The sequence below is a fragment of the Nocardia nepalensis genome, from assembly GCF_048910785.1.
Classification (GTDB): Bacteria; Actinomycetota; Actinomycetes; order Mycobacteriales; family Mycobacteriaceae; genus Nocardia; species Nocardia nepalensis.
The window spans coordinates 1-20,331 of the sequence record NZ_JBKBET010000024.1; the positions used below are offsets into that span (position 1 = coordinate 1).

Sequence of the window (20,331 nt, forward strand, 5' to 3'; positions counted from 1 at the left end):
CGCCGCCGTGTCCAGCCAAAACCGTTGCCGTTGGAATGCGTAGGTTGGTAGCGGTGTTCGTCGCGCACCCGTGCCGGCGAAGACTGTCGCCCAATCCACGGCCACACCACACACGTGTGCTCGACCCACTGCGGCCTTGAACCGATCCAGCCCGCCCTGGTCACGGACCAGCGTATGCACTGCCACTGCATCGGCACCGACCGCGTCGATGGTTTCCTGCACCCCGATCGTCAGCACCGGATGCGGACTCACCTCGACGAACACCGAATGTCCTGCCGACAACAACGCCGAGGTAGCCGATTCGAACTGCACCGTCTGCCGCAGATTCCGGTACCAGTACTGGCCATCCAACGCGGCGGTGTCGATCTGCTCGCCAGTCACCGTGGAATAGAACGGAATACGACTCGAGACAGCGCTGCACGACGACAGGGTCGCCGCGAGCTCGTCATGCAGCACTTCCACTTGCGCGGAATGCGACGCGTAATCCACCGCGATCCGGCTGGCCCGAATCCCTTCCGCCGAGCATTGACTCAGCAGTGTGTCCAACGCGTCGGAATCACCCGACACCACGACCGAGTCGGCCCCGTTGACAGCGGCAATCGACAAACGCCCGGCGAACTGATTCATCCGCTCGGTTGCCTGCTGATATGCCATGCCCAGCGACATCATCCCGCCGCGCCCTGCCAACCGCTGCAATGCTTTACTCCGCAATGCGACAATGCGAGCCGACTCCCGCAGCGACAACGCACCGGCTACATAGGCGGCCGCGATCTCGCCCTGGGAATGACCGACCACGGCATCGGGCTGCACACCGTAGGAGCGCCACAGCTCGGCAAGGGACACCATTACCGCCCACAACAGCGGCTGCAGCACATCGACACGATCCAGCGCTGAACCGTCGTCATCGTCGTCTACACCGCGAACCACATCCAACAACGACCAGTCAACGAATTCGCTCAACGCCTGAGCGCACGCCTGCATCTGTTCGGCGAACACCGGCGAGGAATCCAGCAGTTCACGTCCCATCCCCAGCCACTGTGACCCCTGCCCCGGGAACACGAACACCGTCTTACCGTGCAACTCAGTGCCGGTCGCGACATTCGACGCCGGCCCACCTTCGGCGAGCGCAGCCAACCCCGCAAGCAACCGCTCCCGATCCCCACCAACAACTATCCCCCGGTGGGAAAACCGCGTCCGGGTCGTCGCCAACGACAACCCCACATCAGCCACATCCACGTCGGGGCGCTCGGCAAGGAACTCCCGCAACTTCCCCGCTTGAGCCCGCAAACCCGCCGCACTACGACCCGACAACAACCACGGCCCACCCCCCGAAACAGACTGCACCCCAACCCGATCAGGCCCCGACTCCACCCGAACCTGCTCCAACACCACATGAGCATTTGTGCCGCCGAGGCCAAATGAAGAGACGCCTGCTATTGAAGGACCGCGTCGGGAACCGCGCAGCGCGGACAAGCCGATATTCAGGCGTAGTCCCAAGTCGTCGACCGGGATGCTCGGGTTGGGTTCCCGGTAATTCAGACTGGGAGGTATCGATCCGTGCTTGAGCGAAAGCGCGACTTTGATAATTCCTGCGATGCCCGCCGCGCCCTCGAGATGGCCGATGTTGGTCTTGACCGATCCGATCAGAAGCGGCTTGTCCCGCTGAGCGGCGTGTCCGAGTACCGCGCCGAGTGCGGCCGCCTCGACGGGATCCCCCACTCGCGTCCCCGCACCGTGGAGCTCGACATACTCCACATCACTACAGTCGATGCCTGCATTCCGATAAGCGGATCGCAGCAACTCTTCTTGCGCAACCTGGCTGGGAACTAAGAACTCACTTCCTTGCCCGCCGTTGTTAGTGCTCTCACCGCGAATGACGCAGTAAATCCTGTCCCCGTCCGCCACCGCCTGTTGGTAGCGCTTGAGAACAAGCACACCACCTCCTTCACCGCGAACATACCCATTTGCACGGGAATCGAATGCATAGCACTTGCCATCAGGCGAGAGAACTCCGAGTTTGGCAGCCGACAGCCAATTCTGCGGTGCGAAATTCAAATTGATCGCGCCTGCAAGTGCAACCTGCGATGATCCGGACCGGATGCTCTCGCACGCGAGGTGGACAGCTATCAGGGAAGAAGATTGGCCGGAGTCTACTGTCAAGCTGGGACCCGTTAAACCGAGCGCGAACGACACTCGGTTCGCAATCAGGCTCCGTTGCAGGCCTGTGAAAGTATACGAAGAAATCTGCCCAAGCCGATGAGTCAGCGCGGAATAGTCGTCGGACATTGTGCCGAGAAACACGCCCATATTCGGCGTACCACCATCCGGCTTGATCCCCGCGTCTTCCAGCGCCTCCCAAGCCAGCTCAAGCATAATTCGCTGTTGCGGATCGATAGCCGCCGCTTCACCGGGTGAAATCCCGAAGAATTCGGGATCGAATAGGTCTACCCACGGCAGGAACCCACCCAACCCCACCCCGGGCTCACCGACCGCATTTCTCAGCTCATGTAGCGTGGCCCGATCTGCAGGTATCTCGGTAATCGCATCGGATCCCGATGCGAGAAGGTTCCAGAATTCGATGGGATCGGCTGCGCCCGGAAATCGGCAAGAGATCCCGACAATGGCAATTCCGTCGTCGATCGAATAACCCGACTCGCGAACATCGCCCATATAAACGTGCCTCTCACGTTCAAGCGCGATCCGCGATGGCCACCAAACAATGGGACGGCAATTCGGGACCGGCTAACTGTCGGTCGCGCTGACGGAGCATCCAACGCCGCAGCTCGGCCAAGTCGAACGGATAACTTGAGGACAGGAACACGCCGATTCTCGACCTGGCACATCCACCCCCTAAGAGCGACCCCGACTCCACCTTCGGACGAAGGTTAGCAAGAGGTACATGATCTGGCAACGCCACATTTCCGGGCGCTGAGACACAGTAGAACTCGCGACGCGGGTGCTTTGGATGCGGTGGCCGCCAAGGGAACTGGGCTGATGCCAACCCGCTCCGAGTCGGCGCGGCGGGCTTCGCTGCGGGAAGCGGAGAACGCGCGCTTGCGCGCGGAGTGTCGGTTGATCGGGAAGTCCCCGGTGCAGGTATCGGCGATCCCGCTCGACAAAGGTACTTACCTGTCTCGATCTCGACGATGTACCGTCTGCTGCGCGGCCACAGCGAAGTGCGTGAACGCCGACGCCGGGCTGCCCGGCCGGCGCGGACCATGCCCCAATGTGTGGCCGCCGTCCCGAACCAGGTTGGGAAGCAACGAGATTGGCCGATCCATTCAAAGCATCATCTACTAACGCTGCTGGTGATGATGCTGAATATCTTCTCCCGCAAGGTGATCCACCGAGCGGTGGACCCACACGAATCCCAGTGGCGGGCAAAGTAATTTCAACTGGACTCGATCGCCGCCAACAACGGTAGTCTGTGCGCCTACATCCTTGCCCGCAACGGCGGTCCGATGGTCAGCAAACCTGTCTCCAAGCTGCTGGTCGACTTGCAGATCGCCCCATCGCACTCGCGTCCGCACGTCCGTAACGACATCCGTACTCGGAGCTGAATTTCGAGACACTGAAGTACTACCCGGCGCTCCCGGACAGGTTCGACGCCCCCGAGAAGCGCAGTGATGCTGGCCGGCATTCTTCAGCTACTCCGACAAGGATCACCTGCAGTTCGGCATCGGATTGCACACGCCCGCAACGATTCACGGCGCCATCGCACCAGATCTGCACCGAACGCGCCGCGATCCCGTCGGCCGCCGACGCAGCCACCCGACTTGGTTCTGGCGATCACCTACCCCACCCAAGCTGCCGACCGCGGCCTGGGTCAACGAACCAGCGAAGTAGACCATCAACACAGAATTCGTGGCCTGACCAGGCTCACCGGGGTTCACAGATTCCGCTCGACAACGCGAAACAGATCGGCGCTGTGTCTGTTTCGATCCTTAGCTCGAATCTTGGCTTGTAACAAGATCTTGCCTAGTCGTCTCGCAACAGGCATGCTCCTTCGTACGGGGACCGGAGGGGAAGAAGTGATGGACGCAGGACCACGAGCACAGCAGCTGATTGTCCTCGGGGCAGGAGTGATGGGGTCAAGCATCACCACAACGGCTGTTGGGCACGGCATTCCCGTGCTTCTTGTCGACGTGGACGAGGAGATTCTCGGACAGGCGCGGAACCGGATAGCCCAGCAATTGCGGCACGCCCAGCTGCTCTCGGCGCTCCCCCAGGAGCGACGACCAGGAGAGCTGCAGACGAGCACATCGGTCGGTTCCGCGATGGGCACGACTGCCGTTATCGAAGCGGTCACTGAAGATTTCAGCTTGAAGCACAAGCTCTTGGCCGGGGTGTCAGAAGCTGTCCCTCCGGGAACACCCTTGATTACCAACACATCGGGAATCCCGATCGACGAACTAGCCGATGGGCTGCCCCGTCCCGAAGATCTCGTAGGTACGCACTTCATGAATCCGGCCTATCTCATCAAGATGGTCGAGGTTGTCCGGGGACCGCGCACTGCGCAGGCCACCATGACAGCGGTCGAAGAGTTGCTAACTGCTCTTGACCGACAAGCGGTGCTCGTCCAGGACTCGCCCGGCTTTGTCACCAGTCGGCTGCTGCACCCCATGATTAACGACGCGGCGCGCATTGTCGGCCAGGGAATCGCCACGGCAGAAGCGGTGGACACCCTCATGCAAGGCTGTCTTGGTCATCCAACCGGACCACTGCGAACTGCGGATCTGATCGGCCTGGACAACCTAGTTGATTCGCTTGCCGCGCTGTATGAGCGGACCGGTGAGGAACGTTTCCGGCCATGCCAGTTCCTGCTGGAAAAAGTCGAAAGGCAGCAACTCGGCCGCAAGTCGGGCCAAGGCTTCTATGAATACGGAGAGGTACTCTCGTGACATCGGAACAATCGGTGGCAGCCACGGCGGCGACCAGGGAAACTATCCAGCACAAACTACTCTCTTTCCTTGAGGCCAGGCTGAAGACTTCGGTGACAGCCGACCAAGACCTGTTTGCTCGCGGTCTTGTCACATCGATGTTCGCGATGGAACTGGTTGTCCAGCTCGAACAGTTCTTCGGTATCGCAATCGTCGGAGCCGACCTGCAATTGGCGAACTTTCGCTCGGTGAACACCATGACCGAGCTCGTCCTGCGACGTCAGTAAGTTGATGACGTCCGAGCGGCTTGCCGAAGAATGCGCAATCGTCGACAAGCTTGTCGGCGGACATCCCGAATCGTGGGATCTGGCCGGGCTGATCCCGGAAAAAGTGCTGCGGGACCTCGGCACCCGCGGGTTGCTGTGCCCCCAGATACCCCAGGAGTACGGCGGTATCGGTTTCGACAGCCTGTCCACCGGGGAGTTCACTGCCCATGTGGGAAGCCTATGCAGCTCGCTGCGCAGCGTGATGACCTCACAGGGCATGGCGGCATGGACGATCCAGCGCCTGGCCGATATCGAGCAGCGGCATCAGTACCTGGCGCAGCTGGCAAGTGGCCAGTTAGCGGCCGTCGGGTTCAGCGAGCCGCAAGCCGGCAGCGATCTGTCCGCGATCGACACCACTGTGCGCGACGACGGCGACTCTGTCATCCTCACCGGACAGAAGGTGTGGATGACCGCTGCACACTATGCCGATCTGCTCGTGGTCTTCTGTCGATACGGCGACGATTCCGCCGCGGTTGTCGTGCCCACATCCACCCCGGGGGTACACGTACAGCGGGTAGCGGATCCACTGGGCTGCCGAGCGGCCGGGCACGCCAACGTCCTATTCGATTCCGTTCGGTTGCCGATGAGCAATGTGCTCGGCGGCGCGAAACAGTCCTTGGCGCTACTTGCCACAACAGCGCTCACCTATGGTCGGATATCGGTAGCGTGGGGTTGCGTCGGCATACTGCGGGCCTGTCTTGCTGCGGCGAGCTCACACGCCCGGTCCCGTCAACAATTCGGCAAACCACTCGCCGAGCACCAACTCGTCGGACGACACCTGGCCGAATTGCTGGCCTCCGAACAAATCGCGACCCGAATCTGCGAACACGCCAGCCGCTGTTGGGATTCGAGCTCTCCTGACATGGCCGTCGCAACAGTGCTCGCCAAACACGTCAGCGCAAGCCAGGCTGTAAAGGGCGCCGCAGCGGCAGTGCAGGTGCTGGCGTCGGCCGGGGCGCAGGACGGTCATCTAGTCGCACGCGCCTACCGGGACGCGAAACTCATGGAAATCATCGAGGGAAGCACCGAGATCTGCCAACTCATCTTGGCTCAGCACGCATTAACCGCATCGCTGTGAACGTAACGGAGTCTGCTATGACCGACACACCCACCTTGGTGAAATGCCTCGTCTGGGACCTTGACAACACATTGTGGGCAGGAACCTTGCTCGAGGACAGACACGTCCAGGCTACCGAAGCAGTCAGGGAGGTGATCCGCACGCTCGATGCACGCGGCATCCTGCAGTCGGTGGCCAGCAAGAATGATCACGACCTTGCGTGGCCCCGGCTCGAAGCGCTCGGGATCGCCGAATACATTGTGCTCCCCCACATCGGCTGGGCACCCAAATCGGACTCCATACGCCAGATCGCGGACAAACTGAACTTCGCACACAACACGATCGCCTTCATTGATGACCAGTCTGCCGAGCGCGCCGAAGTCGCGTTCCACCTACCAGATGTGCGGTGCTATTCGCCCGACCACCTGTTGGCGCTGCCCAGCCTCCCCGAATTCAGCCCGCGAGACGTGACTGTCGACTCACGGCGGCGGCGCCAGATGTATCAGGCAGGCTTCAAGCGGGACGCCGACCGTGAGGCGTTCACCGGTCCCGACGAAGAATTCCTGCGCTCGCTGGAACTCGAACTGTGCATCGGCAGAGCCGATGCCGCGGAATTGTCCCGGGTCGAGGAACTGACCTTGCGGACCAGTCAGATGAACGCCACCGGCGTGCACTACTCCGACACCGTACTTCGGGAGCTGTGCGCCGACCCCGCGCATGAGGTACTGGTGGCCACCTTGACCGACCGATTCGGACCACATGGTGCAATCGGCGTGCTGCTTCTGGAGAAGCGGGTCGACTGCTGGCACCTCAAACTGCTGGCAACCTCATGTCGAGTGGTCTCCTTTGGTGTGGGGACCGCCATCCTGAACTGGCTGGTCGACCAAGCCGCCCGGGCAGACGTCCACCTTGTTGCCGATTTCCGTGCCACCCAACGCAATCGGATGATGGAGATCGCCTACCGCTTCGCCGGTTTCGTCGATGGTGACTGCGCCTGCCTGAGCACAGTGCCCGGAGCTGACGACATCCAGCGCCTGCACCTGGTGCCGGACTCTCGGGAGTTGCCGAGCACCATGCGACTCGTCACAGCAGATCTCGCGTCGGCAGGCGTCAAAGCTCCTTCTTCCTAACCAAAGTGATGCCATCGGCCATTGTCAACATCGACAAGTCGACCCGATCATCGTCCCGCAGGAACGTATTGAGTTCCCGGATCGCAACAGTGTCAGGATCCTGTTGCTTCGCATCAATAACTCGGCCGAAGAACAGAGTGTTATCCAGCACGATCAAGCCGCCAGGGCGGAGCAGCGTGAGCGTCGCTTCATAGTACTCGCGGTAGTTGGCCTTGTCCGCGTCGATGAACGCAAAATCCACGACACCACAATCCATTTCGTCGATGAGCATTGCCAACGTCGACTTGGCGTCGCCGATCCGTATGTCGATCCGATCAGCGACACCAGCCCGTTCCCAGTACGGCACGCCGATCATCGGCCACTTCTCGGAGATGTCACACGTCACCAGACGCCCGCCCGGGGCGAGCGCTCTCGCCATGCACAGCGTGCTGTAACCCGTGAAGGTCCCGACCTCCAGCACCAATCGAGCCTTCATCAAGGCAACCAGGAGCCCTAGCAGTTGGCCCTCCTCCGCCATCACCTGCATGACGTACCCCATCGGATAGGCCTTCGTCTCCTCACGCAGCTCACGCAAAATCACGTCTTCCCGCAGCGAAGCATCACGAAAATACGTTAGAAGCTCCGCGGAGAGCTCGGTCTGGTCGGCCATGTTTCTCCTAGACTTAAGTCCCTGGTTAAGATTTTCGGGTTTGCGAACAAGCCCTCGCAACTAACGTGTCGCGACAATACCCTGAGTTCCCACTCCTCCCGCCGGCCTCGGAGTGCACCCATGAGAGAAAGGTATGCAATTGACGCCCGCAGACGGGATATAAACTTCGCGTTCTATTGCAGTCGATGATTGCGGCGATGAGAACACTGCGCAATCGATGATCCGATGACGTTAAAGGTGTGCCCTCAAATAACGCCTGAGAAAGAAATTGCCCCAGATCCTTATAAAGATGGTCATGCCTATTGATACCAAAGGGATAAACGGTCTAACTATCGGTATCGGAACCAATGCAATCCGATACCAAAGAAGGGATCCGCCAGCGGTTGGCGACACTCGAATTTCCTCGATATAATCTCGATACCCTAAGGGGGGATTTTCTAAATAGAAAGCATTGTATCGATCAGCTTCATCCCATTCGTAATACCGGCATTTAAGGGAGAAAGGCCCAACCTTGAAATCTTGTAGTGAACCGACACCATGAGGCCGGCTTGTGCGCCACTGACTCTCTGCACCAGGGAGAAATTTGTGATCTCCCGTCGTGATTTCATCCCACATCCGTTCAGCATCAGCCGCGAAAAATGTGGTTCGATCGTAGACCGTGATGGCGTTGCGAAACTCATTGGAAGAACGTGTGTAGCCTATCGACATTTCACTTCCTTTCGTCCTGCTACAGTTCAAGCAGAGACGATCGCTACACCCAACGTAGCGATCCAAACGCCCCCTAGGCACTGAAGCACCCTGTCCCTTAGAACGATGTCCTCCGGTGCACCAGCTATCCCTCCGTCTACGTCAACGGCATATCGCAAGACCGCCACGGTGATGGGAATCAACGAGACCGTAAACCAGGGCCCGGAGTGCCCACCCCGTTCAAATGCCCAAAGCGCGTAGAACACCACGACCGCGACGGCCGACATAGTCCACACGAATCGCAGGTAGGTGGCAGTGTAACTCTCCAACGACCTTCGGATCTTGGCGCCGGTTCGTTCAGCGACTTGAAGCTCTGCGTAGCGCTTACCAGCGACCATAAACAACGATCCAAATGCCATTACTAGCAGGAACCACTGCGAGAGCGGGATGCCTGTAGCTGCGCCGCCCGCAATTGCCCTGATAAGGTATGCGGAGGATACGATGCAAATATCGAGGACAGCCTGATGTTTGAGACCGAAGCAATAGGCTAGTTGGATAGCGAGATAGACTGCAATGACCACCGCGAGCGCTCGCGAAGTCACGAGCGCTACCGTCAGAGACAGGCAAGCCAGCACTATTGCCGTAGTGTAAGCAAGGACGGGTGACACTATGCCAGCAGCGATAGGCCGCATGCATTTTGTCGGGTGCTGCCGGTCAGCTTCGATGTCGCGGATATCGTTGATCAGATAGATCGTCGACGCCGCCATGCAAAACACTACGAATGCGATGCCGGACTTGTATAGGACATCTCGGTACTCGTAGTGCACACCACCGCCAAGCGTGGCCAACGGTGCGGCAACGACGAGGAAATTCTTGATCCATTGCCGAGGTCGCACTGCCTTCACGAGCCCGGCCGTGGCAGTGGGAGTCTCCGCAGCTTCTCGCCACGGCTCAAGCTCATTCGTCATGGATGGCTCCGCCCTCACTTGTTGTCTTCGCCCGCTCATCGGTCCGAACTCGCGGCGCCTCGAACCTAGCATCTGTTCGCCGCCAGAGTAAGTGCCCGTCGGTAAACTGATCGGTTAATGTCTGCGGGGTTGCGAGCTGCGGGAATCGTTGCGGGGCTGTTGTATTCGTTGTCGTCGGCTTATCGTCGGTGAAGTGGCCGATTCCGGGAGGCGGCGATGGTGTCGTGGCGTGAGGAACTCGCTCGACGCGAAGCCGAGGTCACGGAGCAGGTTGAGCGGATGCGGGGCCAGATCGCGGAGTTGACCTCGCAGTTGGGTCTGGCCAGCAGCGTTTGGCGCGGTTGATCATCACGCGGGAAACGTGAGCGAGATCTTGTCCGAGACCGAGGTCGAGACCCCGGTGCTGAACGCCCAGCCTGATGAGAATGGTAGCGACGCGGAACATGGTGTTCGGCAACCGGTTTCGCCGATTGGCGCCGTGCTGGTGCCGCCGCGACTCGACGGGATGGACGCCGGGTGCTGCCTGCACGACTACGAGGAGATCATGGCCGTACTCGTCGAAGCCGAACACGGCTTGCGGTCAGGACAGGTCGCCACTGAGCTGGGCATCGCGACCACCGAACGGGCGCAGGTGGAAGGGCTGGGTTCGAAGCTCAAGCGCCTCGTCGCGCGAGGCTGTCCGATCAAGCACCCGCGGGTTTATTCACGATCGCCGATACTGTTGAACAGCAGGGTGATTGACACTGGTCCGGTGGCTGTGCCCAGCGGTTATGCCCTCGACACCGACGGCGGTGTCTCTCGTGGAACGGGACCTGGTGGTAGCACTGGGAATTACCACAAACCTTTCGCTCCAAAAGGTCCCGCCATGTCGTTCTACTCTCCCGCTTCCAGTTTTAGCGTCCCCGAGAACACCTGGGCCTGCGTGGCATGCCGGCTCGGACACGGCACCCGCCGTCCGGTTCGCGCTCGCCGCTACACCTCCGACACCACCGACGCGCAATGGGCAGTGCCTGGCAGCTGCCGTGGCCGGCCTGGCTCGACGGGGCCGGGGGCCGACCCGAGGAGTTCTGCCGCCGCGAAATCCTCGACGGCATCTTCTATCTCGCAGACAAGGGCTGCAACGTCCCGGCCGATCTGCCGCCCTGGCACGCGGTCTACGACGCATTCGCTCGCTGGTGGAACAGCGGCGATCTCGACGCGATCCACACTAACCTGCGTAAACAACTGCGCCGCGACGAAGGGCGCGAGTCCGAGCCGACTGCGGCGGGTCGCAAGCGCTACGTCATCGTGGACACGCTGGGCTTGCTGCTGGTCGTGCTGGTGACCGGCGCGAACACCCAGGACCGCGACGCAGCCGGGCCCGCGCTGATTCGGTTGCGGGCGATGTTCGACACGATCAGCCTGGGCTGGGCCGAGGGCGCCTACGCGGTCACACTGGTCCGGTGGGCGAAAACTGTTCTGGCGCTCAGGTTTCAGATCGTAAAGCGCGCCGATTCCGCGACGGGGTTCGAAGTGATTCTCGCAGGTGGGTGGTCGAACGTACGCTGGCGTGGATCTGCCGACGCCGACGCTGTGTCCGCGACTACGAAAGGGCTACCCGAACACCACGAAGCCATGGTCAGATCGTTCATGCTCATGTCCCATCGACTGGCCAGACAGCGAAAATGAACGGATGGTTAACACACCAGGCTCGAGCTGAAGTCGCCGAAGAAGCTGCTGCGCGTGCTGGACGTCGCTGAGGCACAATCGATCCCGGACTCCTGCGGACATCTGCGAGACTGATTCCTTTTCGCGGTACTGCACGGATCGGCGAAGCGTTGGAGCTTCGACATGAAGACTTCACCGCCGAGCGTGAGTTGACGATTTGTCGACGCGACAAGGACAGCGGGGCTCGCATGGAATCGTCGACCTCGCGCAGCATCCCGATCAGCACCGAACTGGTCCGGCTCTACGCTGATCACCTGCACCAGGAGTACGGCGATCTCGCCAGGAACTATGTGTTTGGAGCAGGCGGGCTGGCTCAGCGATCAGAGGGTGCGCTGGCAATTACCACGATCCTCACTCCGCCCCACCGCCTCCCGGAGCTCGCTGACTCAGCTGTTCACAGCGGCGAGGCCGAAATCCGCAGCTCCACACTGCAGTTTGCCGCAGAGGGATCCTGCGTAGGCCGCGTCCTCCAGGGATCTCGCTGAGCCGAACGGATGGGAAACCTACCAACTTACCGCCCGCGGGTTGCCGGCGAATCAGCAACTCGCCACGAGCTCGAAAAGACCTTGGGCAACCTCGCGCCGAGCGATCAACGAGAACCCTTGCACGCTAGCGTAAGCCACCGTACTGAACATTCGACGGAGCGGCTACGTCGCTATATCGAGTACACCAACGCGGTCAACGTCCGGCGCCTGGTCACCCTCGTCCACAACGGCCCGGTATTCCACAAAGGCCAACTCCCAGAACGACCCGTCCAACGTCACGCCCAAGAAACGGAGGCTCACCTGCCGACGCGGACGTCACCTGAGAGACAACCCCATTCACAAGATTTGACACTATCGCGTGACGCACCGCCAGAGGCTGTGGCATTGTAGGCTCGTGAAACGGCGTCGCATCGACCACCGACCCAGCCTGACGGCTCAATTCAATGCCGCACAACGCGCCGCAGAATCGCTTCAACCGGCAGATCGACGGCTGCTTGATGATCGATACTCGCGCATGTACGCCGGACGGTTTGCTCCACTGCTTGCTCTCCCGCCCCTTGCGCGGGCCTCGCTACGGGCGTCAGACCGCTTCTACACAGGCCTTCATACCCACGTCGTTCTGCGGGTCCGTTACACCGACGATGCTTGCCGTCAAGCCATTGACGCTGGTATCGATCAGATCGTCCTGCTGGGGGCAGGCTTTGATACCACCAGCCTACGGATCAAGGATGTTGACGTATCGATATTCGAGGTCGACGCACCGTTGACCCTCCGTAAGAAACTTCGTATTAACGAGAGCAAAAACATACCTGTTGATTCTCGGATCCGATGGGTTCCATGCGATTTCGAACACGACCCGTTGCCTCAACGTCTTGCCGAAGCCGGGTTCGATCCTTCACGACCGTGTTTAGTGACCTGGATTGGTGTCAGCTTCTACTTGACTCCAGCAGCGTTCGAGCGCACCGTCGCGGATCTCGCGGGATTATCCGCGGCTGGTAGCCGCTTAGTTCTCGACTACGGCGACCCTGAAATCGTCACCGGTGATCATGTCCTCGCCGGGGCCCGTCGTACCTCAAGGTCAGGCCGGCAGGGTGGTGAGCCATACCGCAGTGGCTTCACGCCAAAAGGTTTAACCACTTTGTTAGCCAAGTACGATTTCACCGAATGCGATCACGTACGTGTACCAGATCTGGCAAGGCGATACGCACCTGGCGGGCAATTCCCGTATTCGACCGACGACTGGATAGGAATCGTCACAGTCCAACGTCTGAATTCCAATCGCCGTGACGCGAGAAACCACGCCGACATTTCCTGACCTGCATGCGCATCCCGATCAAACGCGCCCAGCAGGCACGAGGCAATTCATCCCAGATGTTGTCTACTGTCACCGAGTGCACGGCCCTTAATCAGCAGCTCGTCAGCACGTGAAAGATGACCACCGCGCGCCGCCTCAAATAGACCACCTGGTCGGTCCTCCCTGGCTCGATCCGAGCCAGGGAGGACCGAAGGGATGCTTGCTGTGGAGGATACGGGTGAGATTTGTCGTTTGGCGCCGGTCGGAGGATATGCCGATCCAGGCGATCGCCAGTTCGTGGGCTTGTCCCGCCGCAACACCGTGAAGCAGGCCCTAGCCTCGGACGAGCCCTCACCCCACCGAAGTATCAGCGCCGCGCCCACTCAAGGGACCGAACTTGGACGCGGTCGAGCCGCGAACCCGCGAGTTGCTACGGGCCGATCCGGCGACACCGACGACGGTGATCATCGAACGGATCGGTTGGACTCGTACGATCCAGATATTTTCGGGGCGGGTCGCCGAGCTGCGGTCGGCGTATCTGCCTCCGGATCCAGCATCGCGGACCGCCTTGTCGCCGGCGACATCGCGAAGTGCGATTTCTGGTTCCCGCCGATCGATCTGCCAGTCGGGTCCGGACAAGTCCGCGGTCCTGAACAGCTGCCAGTCCTGACGATGGTGCTGGAGTTGGCGTGGCGGACGCCGCGAACTGACTGCCGAATGCCAAGCGTTCCAGGGAGCCCTGGGAACCAGGGTGCTCGTCCGCAAGCCCGCTGATCCGGAAACGAAGGGCATGATCGAGCGGGTTCATGACCATTTGGAGCGATCGTTCCCGGGGTGATCTTACAGCGGCCCAACCGATTTCAAGCCTCAACACGATGAGTGGCTGGAGTTGGATGAATGCCCGGCCGCGGCGCGCGCTCGGTTGCGCGCCAACCGAGCGGATCACCGCGGAGCGCCTAGCGATTCTGAGGCTGTCGCTGGTCGCGCCGCAGACCGGGTGGCGGCGCGCAGCGCGGCGGGATCGGTGTACTCCGCCCAGCTTCACGAGCCGCAGGTCGAGCAACGCTGTCTGACCGACCGACTGTGACACCCGCGCTGGGCATCAACATCGAAGGCGGGGATGGCCTGATACCTGGACGAACCAGAACCACCGATTCTGAAACATCAAGCACGACATCGTATTCCGACGCCGAGTTCGACTTCCAGACCCGGGCGTTGATGGCGCTGTCGCTGCCCGAACCCGCGCACCTGCTGACCAAACGCACTCGCGCCGCGAACTAGACCCACGAGGAATCGCTCGTCGCCTGCCGCAACGCGAAGTCTCCGCCCACGAATCCCGCGGCGGTGAGGGACATCCGCTCGGTGTGGTTCCCCTACCGGAATCGTTGGAGGAGTTCGACTTCGGTCACGCACACGGGTTGAAACAGGCGTGATCGCGGATCTGGATACCCTGGATTTCGTTACCGCGAACGAGAATGTGATGTTCCCGAGGCCCGCCCGGAACCGGCAAACCCGCCTCGCCATCGGATTAGCGATCCGGGCCTGCCGCGCCCGGGCAATGGGTCGCGTTCGCCATCGCCGCCGAATAGGTCACCCGCCTTGCCGCGGCCCACCGCAGGCGAAGGTTGGAGGCCGAGCTGATCAAGCTCGGCCGCTACCCGGTCCTCGTAATCGACGAAGTGGGCTACGTCCCGTTGGGGAACGCAGGCACCAATCCGTTCTTCCAACCGGTCTCGTACCGCTCCGAAGGCGCCTGGCTGATCGCGACGTCCAAGAAGGTGGAGCGCAGCATCACGGGCGACGCCTGTCCCTTGATATCGGCGGAGGTACTCATATATTCGCGCCCGGCACTACTTTTCTCCAGGCGCTATAGTGCGCTGAATATGGTGACCGTACAAACTAAGCGAATAATCGGTCAGCATGTCTTCATGCGCACAATCCACGGGATAGATATCAATATTTCCCGTAACATATGGCCGCCACCTTTGCTTGAGCGATGCACTGGCCTCAGGATTGCCCTTCACAGCGGAGTAAATAACTACGTTACCCTTAAAGACGCCTGGAGAATGATCGCGATAGCAATCCATATTGCGGCCTACGTTACGCATGACAACATCGAGGATGGCCATCTGTTGAGAGTTTAACGAGCTGCTATGCCTCACAATTATGTCTTTTAGCTCCGAAAATGACAGATTTCCTTCCTCGTCGCTAACATCAACCGCAAGAAGCGACTCAATTTCCCTTCTTATCGGTTCCATGTCGCTAACATCAACCGCAAGAAGTGGCTCGATCTCTCTTCTTACCGATTCCATATAGACCCGCGGCTCCGCTGCAGCGAAATGGCCATCTCCCGCTGGCTGCGCATCAAGTAGAATTAGATTGGCAACTTCATGCCCGCACTCTTGAAGCGCAACCGCGAGTTGATGGGCAACCGTACCGCCGAATGACCAGCCCAGAATACTGTAGGGCCCGTCGGGCTGAAATGAGCGGACTCTATCTACGTAGTCCAGGGCCATGGCGTCGATCGATAGCGGTACTTGATCCTGCATACTCGATGGATTTTGCTGAATCCCGATAACTGGACCTCGAAGGTATCGCCCAAGAGTTACGTAGGGCCAACTCACTCCACTCATCGGATGAATACAAAATAGCGGGACACCCTCGCCGTTCTTGAGTATTTGCAGGGGGGTTATTTGCTCCGTTATCTCAGCCTGCACATCAGCCTGCGTTTGTAGCCGGCGGCCCAACGCCCTTATTGTGGGAGCTTCGAAAAGCACCCGCACAGGAATAGAGGTGCCCAAACGCGCGCTGATTACCGAAACCAGGTGCATTGCGGATAGGGAATTTCCACCCAAGTCAAAGAATGAATCATCGATACCAATTTGTTCAAGTCCCAGCACTTGGCCGTAGATTCCTGCCAAAACCTCTTCTGTTTCGCTTGTTGGTGGCACGTACTTTCCAGCACTACCGAACTCAGGTTCCGGAAGGGCGCGGATGTCAAGTTTTCCGTTGATCGTCAGCGGAATAGCCTCGATGCCGACTATGGCAGCGGGAACCATGTATTCAGGGAGCCGCTCGGACAATGCGGCACGAATTTCCTCGGGTTCCGCAGTTCCAACGTAATATCCGACTAGTCTATTGTTGGCCTGATCAGCGCCACGCGCAACAACTACCGCTTGCTCAACCCCACTGCATCCCGTCAAGACCGCCTCGATTTCGCCGATCTCTACACGATATCCGCGAATCTTCACCTGCCGATCGGCCCGGCCCAAAAAGTTGAGATGCCCGTCGGAATGCCATCGCACTAGATCTCCGGTGCGGTACATTCGCGACCCTGGCGGCCCATAAGGACAGGCGACGAACCGCATTGCGCTCAGTCCTGGGCGCTGCCAGTATCCCCACGCCAAGCCTTCGCCAGCCACATACAGTTCGCCCACGACTCCAACCGGCACCGGATTCAATGCGTTATCTAGTACGAACAGCCCGAGATGGGCAAGCGGATGTCCGATCGGGACAGCACCGCTGCTAATGTGGCCAGCTGCGATCGCCTGCGACGAGGCATATATGGTCGCCTCAGTGGGTCCGTACATATTGTATACCGTCGGCAGGTCTGGATGATTGTGCATCCACCTTCGCAATCGCGATGTATCCACCGTCTCTCCGCCAAGCATCAAGGTCTGAAGCTTTAGGTGTTTTCGCGATTCGTGTGATACCGCGTCGACGGATTCAAGGGCATAGAAGGCGGACGGAGTCTGCGTTAATACAGTCACTTGCTCGGAAATTAGCAAGGCGTAAAAATCCTCCGGCGAACGAAGCGTCGACTCTGGCACGACAACCACTCGCCCCCCGCAAAGGAGGGCACCGAAGATCTCCCAAACCGAGACGTCGAAGCTGTAGGAGTGCCACTGCGACCACGTTCCGCCCGGTGCAGTGGCGATACGAATCGATTCGAGCTCCCGCATAGCGTTGCGGTGAGTAGTTGCGACACCTTTGGGTGAACCAGTGGTGCCTGATGTGTAAATCAAGTAGGCGAGGTCCTCGGGATTTGTTGCAGGCAACGCCTCCACTGGATAGGCACTTATGCATGCGTTGTCAGCAACAATAATTTGTGCCTCGCACCCACTCATCCTGCCGGTTAGCTCCGCCGTGGTGATTACCGCAACAGGTGTCACATCGGCGACTATATGGTCAATACGCGCTTGTGGTAGCGATGGGTCTATGGGCACATAGGCGGCGCCTAGTTTAAGTGTGGCTATCATTGCGAGAATTGCTTCTGCGGACCGCGGCAGCAATAACCCTACGCGATCCCCCCGGCTGACACCCTTAGCGGCCAGGAAGTGTGCCAATCGGTTTGCGCTGTGGTCGACTTCTATATAAGTCATGGATCGGCCATCGAAGGTCACCGCTGGCGCGTCAGGCGTCTGCCTCACCTGAGCCGAAAATGCGTCAGTGATAGAGACAGGATTTTCCTTTGGCGCCGAAAGCGCCGTGCGATTGTCGAGTTTGCTGATCTGAGCGTGTTCACCGGCATCAAGGAGATCCACGGAGGACAGTCGTTGATCTGTGTCGGCGACCATAGCCGTAATAATACGCTGCAGGCGGTCGACGAGCATTTGGATACTGTTCGCGTCGAACACATCCGTGCGATACTCCAACGTTCCGCAGATACCTTCAGGCTCGCCGGACTGACTCCAGCGTTCCTCTAACGAGAAGGTTAGATCCATACGAGAGATGTGCGTATCAACTGGCAATAGGGTGGCACCGAGATCACCCAGCGCATCCGCAGGCGCGACTCCGTTGCCCTGGCGTGTAAAGTTTTGCCATGCCAACATCACCTGCACCAAAGGCTGATAAGACAAATTCCTACTAGGGTTAATCTGCTCCACAAGTAGTTCGAACGGCACATCTGGATGCCGATACGCTGTCAAACAATGCTCTCGAACCTGCTTCAGTAGCTCCGCCACCGTCAATTCTGGCATGACTCTAGTACGAAGCACCAAGGTATTAATGAAGCACCCAACGACCTCTTTGAGCGCAGAATCCGCCCGGCCCGCGACAGGAAATCCCACAACTACATCGTCTGTCGAGCAAAGCCTGGACAACAGCACCGCTAGTGCGGCCTGAACGACCATAAAGGTCGTCACGTTGTGCTCGCGAGCGACATGAGCAACCTGCTGTTGCAGCTCCGGCGGCCACGCTATCGCCAAGTTCGCCCCGCGGTAATCCGCGACTGCTGGGTAGGGGCGGTCGGAGGGCAATTCGAGTCGCTCGGGTATGTCCGCCAAAGCCTGCTTCCAGAAAGCGAGTTGTCTTGAAATCGGACTATGCGGATCGTCGAGGGTACCAATTTGTGCGCGTTGCCATAGTGTGTAATCGATATATTGCACGGGCAGTGGCGCCCAATCCGGAGCGCTACCCACGCATCGACTGGCAAATGCGGTTGTAAGATCACGCAGCAGTATCGAAGTTGACCATCCGTCCACTGCGATGTGGTGCACTACCAGCACGAGCACATTTTCACTGTCACCACGACTGAAGATTGATGCCCTGACAGGTAGAGAGCTAGCTAGGTCGAAGCGATTGCTGGATTCGGCCGCTATAGCCTGCTCCAATTGGTTCTGCGTCCATCCGGCCGCGTCGGTCACCTGTAGTTCAAACGCACATTGCTGAGGCTCTAAAGGAAGTTGCCGGGGCTTCCCACCGATAGCAGGGTACAGCGTGCGAAGACTCTCGTGGCGGCCGAGAAGATCAGCGAATGCCATCTTCAGCGCCTCGATATCAAGTCGACCGTCGATCTTCAATCCAAACGCGACGTTAAAGACCGGTGAAGGACTGAAAAGCTGGTCCAAGAACCACAAACGCGATTGGGCAAAAGACAACGGCAGAATCTCGGGCCTTGCACAAATTTCGATAGGTGCAAGACTTTCTAAACGGTCGCGATCTCGTGCACCTGCCGGTGCCGCGTCGAGGGTGGTACCGGCTTGTTCGAGGATGACGTGGGCGTTGGTGCCGCTGATCCCGAAGGAGGACACCGCGGCCCGGCGCGGCCGACCCGGCTGCAGCGGCCATGGTTGTGCCTCGGTGAGCAGTGATACGGCGCCGGTGGTCCAGTCCACGTGGGGGCTGGGTGCGTCGACGTGCAGTGTCTTGGGCATCGTTTCATGCCGCATCGCCTGCACCATCTTGATCACGCCGGCGACACCGGCCGCGGCCGAGGTGTGGCCCATGTTGGATTTGATCGACCCCAGCCAAACGGGTCGATCCGCGGGCCGGTTCTGGCCGTAGGTCGCCAGTAGTGCTTGGGCTTCGATGGGGTCGCCCAGGACCGTGCCGGTGCCGTGGCCTTCCACCACATCGACCCCGGCCGCGTCGATGCCCGCGCTGGCCAACGCGGCACGGATCACCCGCTGCTGGGACGGCCCGTTGGGTGCGGTCAACCCGTTGGAGGCACCATCCTGATTGACCGCCGACCCACGCACCACCGCCAACACCTGATGGCCCTTGGCACGGGCATCGGCCAACCGCTCGACCACGAGCACCCCGACGCCTTCGGAGAAACCGGTGCCGTCGGCGGTGCCGGCGTAGGACTTGCAACGTCCATCGGCGGACAGGCCCCGCTGCCGGCTGAATTCGACGAACATCGCCGGGGTCGCCATCACGGTCACGCCGCCGGCCAAGGCCAGGTCGCATTCCCCGAGCCGCAACGACTGCACCGCCAGGTGCAATGCCACCAGCGACGACGAGCACGCCGTGTCCACCGTCAGAGCGGGGCCTTCCAACCCCAGCATGTGGGCCAGCCACCCTGAGGCCACGCTCGAGGTTTGCCCTGCTAGCTGAAGTCCCTCGAGCTGCGGGTCGCCACCGACGTGCATCGTTCCGTAACCCGACGTCACCACGCCGCAGAACACTCCGGTGGTGGAGCCGGCCAGTGTCGTGGGGTCGATTCCGGCGTCTTCCAAGGCTTCCCAGGAGGTTTCCAGCAGCAGTCGTTGCTGGGGGTCCATCGCCAAGGCTTCACGCGGGCTGATTCCGAAGAATCCGGCATCGAAATCGCCTGCGGCATCCAGGAATCCACCCGAGCGGGTGTAGGACTTACCCGCCGCGGCCGGGTCGGGATCGAACAGACCCTCCACATCCCAGCCTCGGTC

Annotated in this window: 14 protein-coding genes and 2 pseudogenes; 11 read left to right on the forward strand and 5 right to left on the reverse strand. The window is 60.0% G+C overall.

Features of this window, described 5'->3' with window-relative positions:
* A partial coding sequence (locus ACHQ4I_RS20355; RefSeq protein WP_420773385.1) for a type I polyketide synthase occupies positions 1-2,670 on the reverse strand: 2,670 nt, incomplete at its 3' end.
* Positions 2,671-4,034: 1,364 nt separating this feature from the next.
* On the opposite strand from ACHQ4I_RS20355, the gene ACHQ4I_RS20360 reads away from it, so the two are divergent.
* The 4 genes from ACHQ4I_RS20360 to ACHQ4I_RS20375 are packed head-to-tail and all read left to right on the forward strand — an operon-like array spanning position 4,035 to position 7,393.
* On the forward strand, positions 4,035-4,901 hold the full coding sequence (locus ACHQ4I_RS20360; protein WP_420773386.1) for a 3-hydroxyacyl-CoA dehydrogenase family protein: 867 nt from the start codon (positions 4,035-4,037) through the stop codon (positions 4,899-4,901).
* A complete protein-coding gene (locus ACHQ4I_RS20365) occupies positions 4,898-5,167 on the forward strand; it encodes an acyl carrier protein (RefSeq protein WP_420773387.1) in 270 nt (89 codons plus the stop codon). The genes ACHQ4I_RS20360 and ACHQ4I_RS20365 overlap by 4 nt, the downstream gene beginning before the upstream one ends.
* A 4-nt stretch (positions 5,168-5,171) precedes the next feature.
* Positions 5,172-6,284, forward strand: a complete 1,113-nt coding sequence (locus ACHQ4I_RS20370) for an acyl-CoA dehydrogenase family protein (RefSeq protein WP_420773388.1) — start codon at positions 5,172-5,174, stop codon at positions 6,282-6,284.
* Positions 6,285-6,301: 17 nt separating this feature from the next.
* Positions 6,302-7,393, forward strand: a complete 1,092-nt coding sequence (locus tag ACHQ4I_RS20375; RefSeq protein ID WP_420773389.1) for an HAD-IIIC family phosphatase — start codon at positions 6,302-6,304, stop codon at positions 7,391-7,393.
* Here ACHQ4I_RS20375 and ACHQ4I_RS20380 read toward each other — a convergent pair.
* Positions 7,374-8,042, reverse strand: coding sequence for an O-methyltransferase (locus ACHQ4I_RS20380; RefSeq protein WP_420773390.1), 669 nt, complete (start codon positions 8,040-8,042; stop codon positions 7,374-7,376). The two genes, ACHQ4I_RS20375 and ACHQ4I_RS20380, sit on opposite strands and share 20 nt — an antisense overlap.
* 734 nt (positions 8,043-8,776) lie before the next feature.
* Positions 8,777-9,697 carry a decaprenyl-phosphate phosphoribosyltransferase gene (locus ACHQ4I_RS20385; RefSeq protein WP_420773391.1) on the reverse strand — a complete coding sequence of 307 codons (921 nt, stop codon included), beginning with the start codon at positions 9,695-9,697 and terminating at the stop codon, positions 8,777-8,779.
* Positions 9,698-9,913: 216 nt separating this feature from the next.
* Between ACHQ4I_RS20385 and ACHQ4I_RS20390 the strand changes: the two genes are divergently transcribed.
* From ACHQ4I_RS20390 to ACHQ4I_RS20420, 7 genes and pseudogenes are all read left to right on the forward strand, one after another.
* A complete protein-coding gene (locus tag ACHQ4I_RS20390; RefSeq protein ID WP_420773392.1) occupies positions 9,914-10,042 on the forward strand; it encodes a hypothetical protein in 129 nt (42 codons plus the stop codon).
* 654 nt (positions 10,043-10,696) lie between these two features.
* Positions 10,697-11,365: a transposase gene (locus ACHQ4I_RS20395; RefSeq protein ID WP_420773393.1), complete on the forward strand. Its 669-nt coding sequence runs from the start codon at positions 10,697-10,699 to the stop codon at positions 11,363-11,365.
* Between the two features lie 149 nt (positions 11,366-11,514).
* Positions 11,515-11,889 (forward strand): site-specific integrase, encoded by a 375-nt coding sequence (locus ACHQ4I_RS20400; protein WP_420773394.1) that lies wholly within the window; start codon positions 11,515-11,517, stop codon positions 11,887-11,889.
* 394 nt (positions 11,890-12,283) lie between these two features.
* A complete protein-coding gene (locus ACHQ4I_RS20405) occupies positions 12,284-13,204 on the forward strand; it encodes a class I SAM-dependent methyltransferase (RefSeq protein WP_420773395.1) in 921 nt (306 codons plus the stop codon).
* Positions 13,205-13,399: 195 nt separating this feature from the next.
* Positions 13,400-14,208, forward strand: a pseudogene (locus ACHQ4I_RS20410) (IS21 family transposase); the annotation flags it as partial.
* A 58-nt stretch (positions 14,209-14,266) separates the two neighbouring features.
* On the forward strand, positions 14,267-14,464 hold the full coding sequence (locus tag ACHQ4I_RS20415; protein ID WP_420773396.1) for a hypothetical protein: 198 nt from the start codon (positions 14,267-14,269) through the stop codon (positions 14,462-14,464).
* Positions 14,465-14,808: 344 nt separating this feature from the next.
* Positions 14,809-14,901 (forward strand): annotated as a pseudogene (locus ACHQ4I_RS20420) (IS21-like element ISAau2 family helper ATPase IstB); the annotation flags it as partial.
* On the opposite strand, the gene ACHQ4I_RS20425 reads toward ACHQ4I_RS20420, so the two are convergent.
* Positions 14,868-15,017, reverse strand: coding sequence for a hypothetical protein (locus ACHQ4I_RS20425; protein WP_420773398.1), 150 nt, complete (start codon positions 15,015-15,017; stop codon positions 14,868-14,870). The pseudogene ACHQ4I_RS20420 and the gene ACHQ4I_RS20425 sit on opposite strands and share 34 nt — an antisense overlap.
* Positions 15,018-15,033: 16 nt before the next feature.
* Entirely contained in the window at positions 15,034-20,316 is a 5,283-nt protein-coding gene (locus ACHQ4I_RS20430; protein WP_420773397.1) for a hybrid non-ribosomal peptide synthetase/type I polyketide synthase, read from the reverse strand.
* Between the last annotated feature and the right edge of the window lie 15 nt (positions 20,317-20,331).

Excerpts from the sequence above, each read along its gene's own strand:
- ACHQ4I_RS20375 (WP_420773389.1), top strand. The coding sequence starts at position 6,302 with ATGACCGACACACCCACCTTGGTGAAATGCCTCGTCTGGGACCTTGAC.
- ACHQ4I_RS20360 (WP_420773386.1), top strand. The coding sequence starts at position 4,035 with ATGGACGCAGGACCACGAGCACAGCAGCTGATTGTCCTCGGGGCAGGA.
- ACHQ4I_RS20385 (WP_420773391.1), bottom strand. The coding sequence starts at position 9,697 with ATGACGAATGAGCTTGAGCCGTGGCGAGAAGCTGCGGAGACTCCCACT.
- ACHQ4I_RS20390 (WP_420773392.1), top strand. The coding sequence starts at position 9,914 with ATGGTGTCGTGGCGTGAGGAACTCGCTCGACGCGAAGCCGAGGTCACG.
- ACHQ4I_RS20425 (WP_420773398.1), bottom strand. The coding sequence starts at position 15,017 with ATGAGTACCTCCGCCGATATCAAGGGACAGGCGTCGCCCGTGATGCTG.
- ACHQ4I_RS20380 (WP_420773390.1), bottom strand. The coding sequence starts at position 8,042 with ATGGCCGACCAGACCGAGCTCTCCGCGGAGCTTCTAACGTATTTTCGT.
- ACHQ4I_RS20370 (WP_420773388.1), top strand. The coding sequence starts at position 5,172 with ATGACGTCCGAGCGGCTTGCCGAAGAATGCGCAATCGTCGACAAGCTT.
- ACHQ4I_RS20395 (WP_420773393.1), top strand. The coding sequence starts at position 10,697 with ATGGGCAGTGCCTGGCAGCTGCCGTGGCCGGCCTGGCTCGACGGGGCC.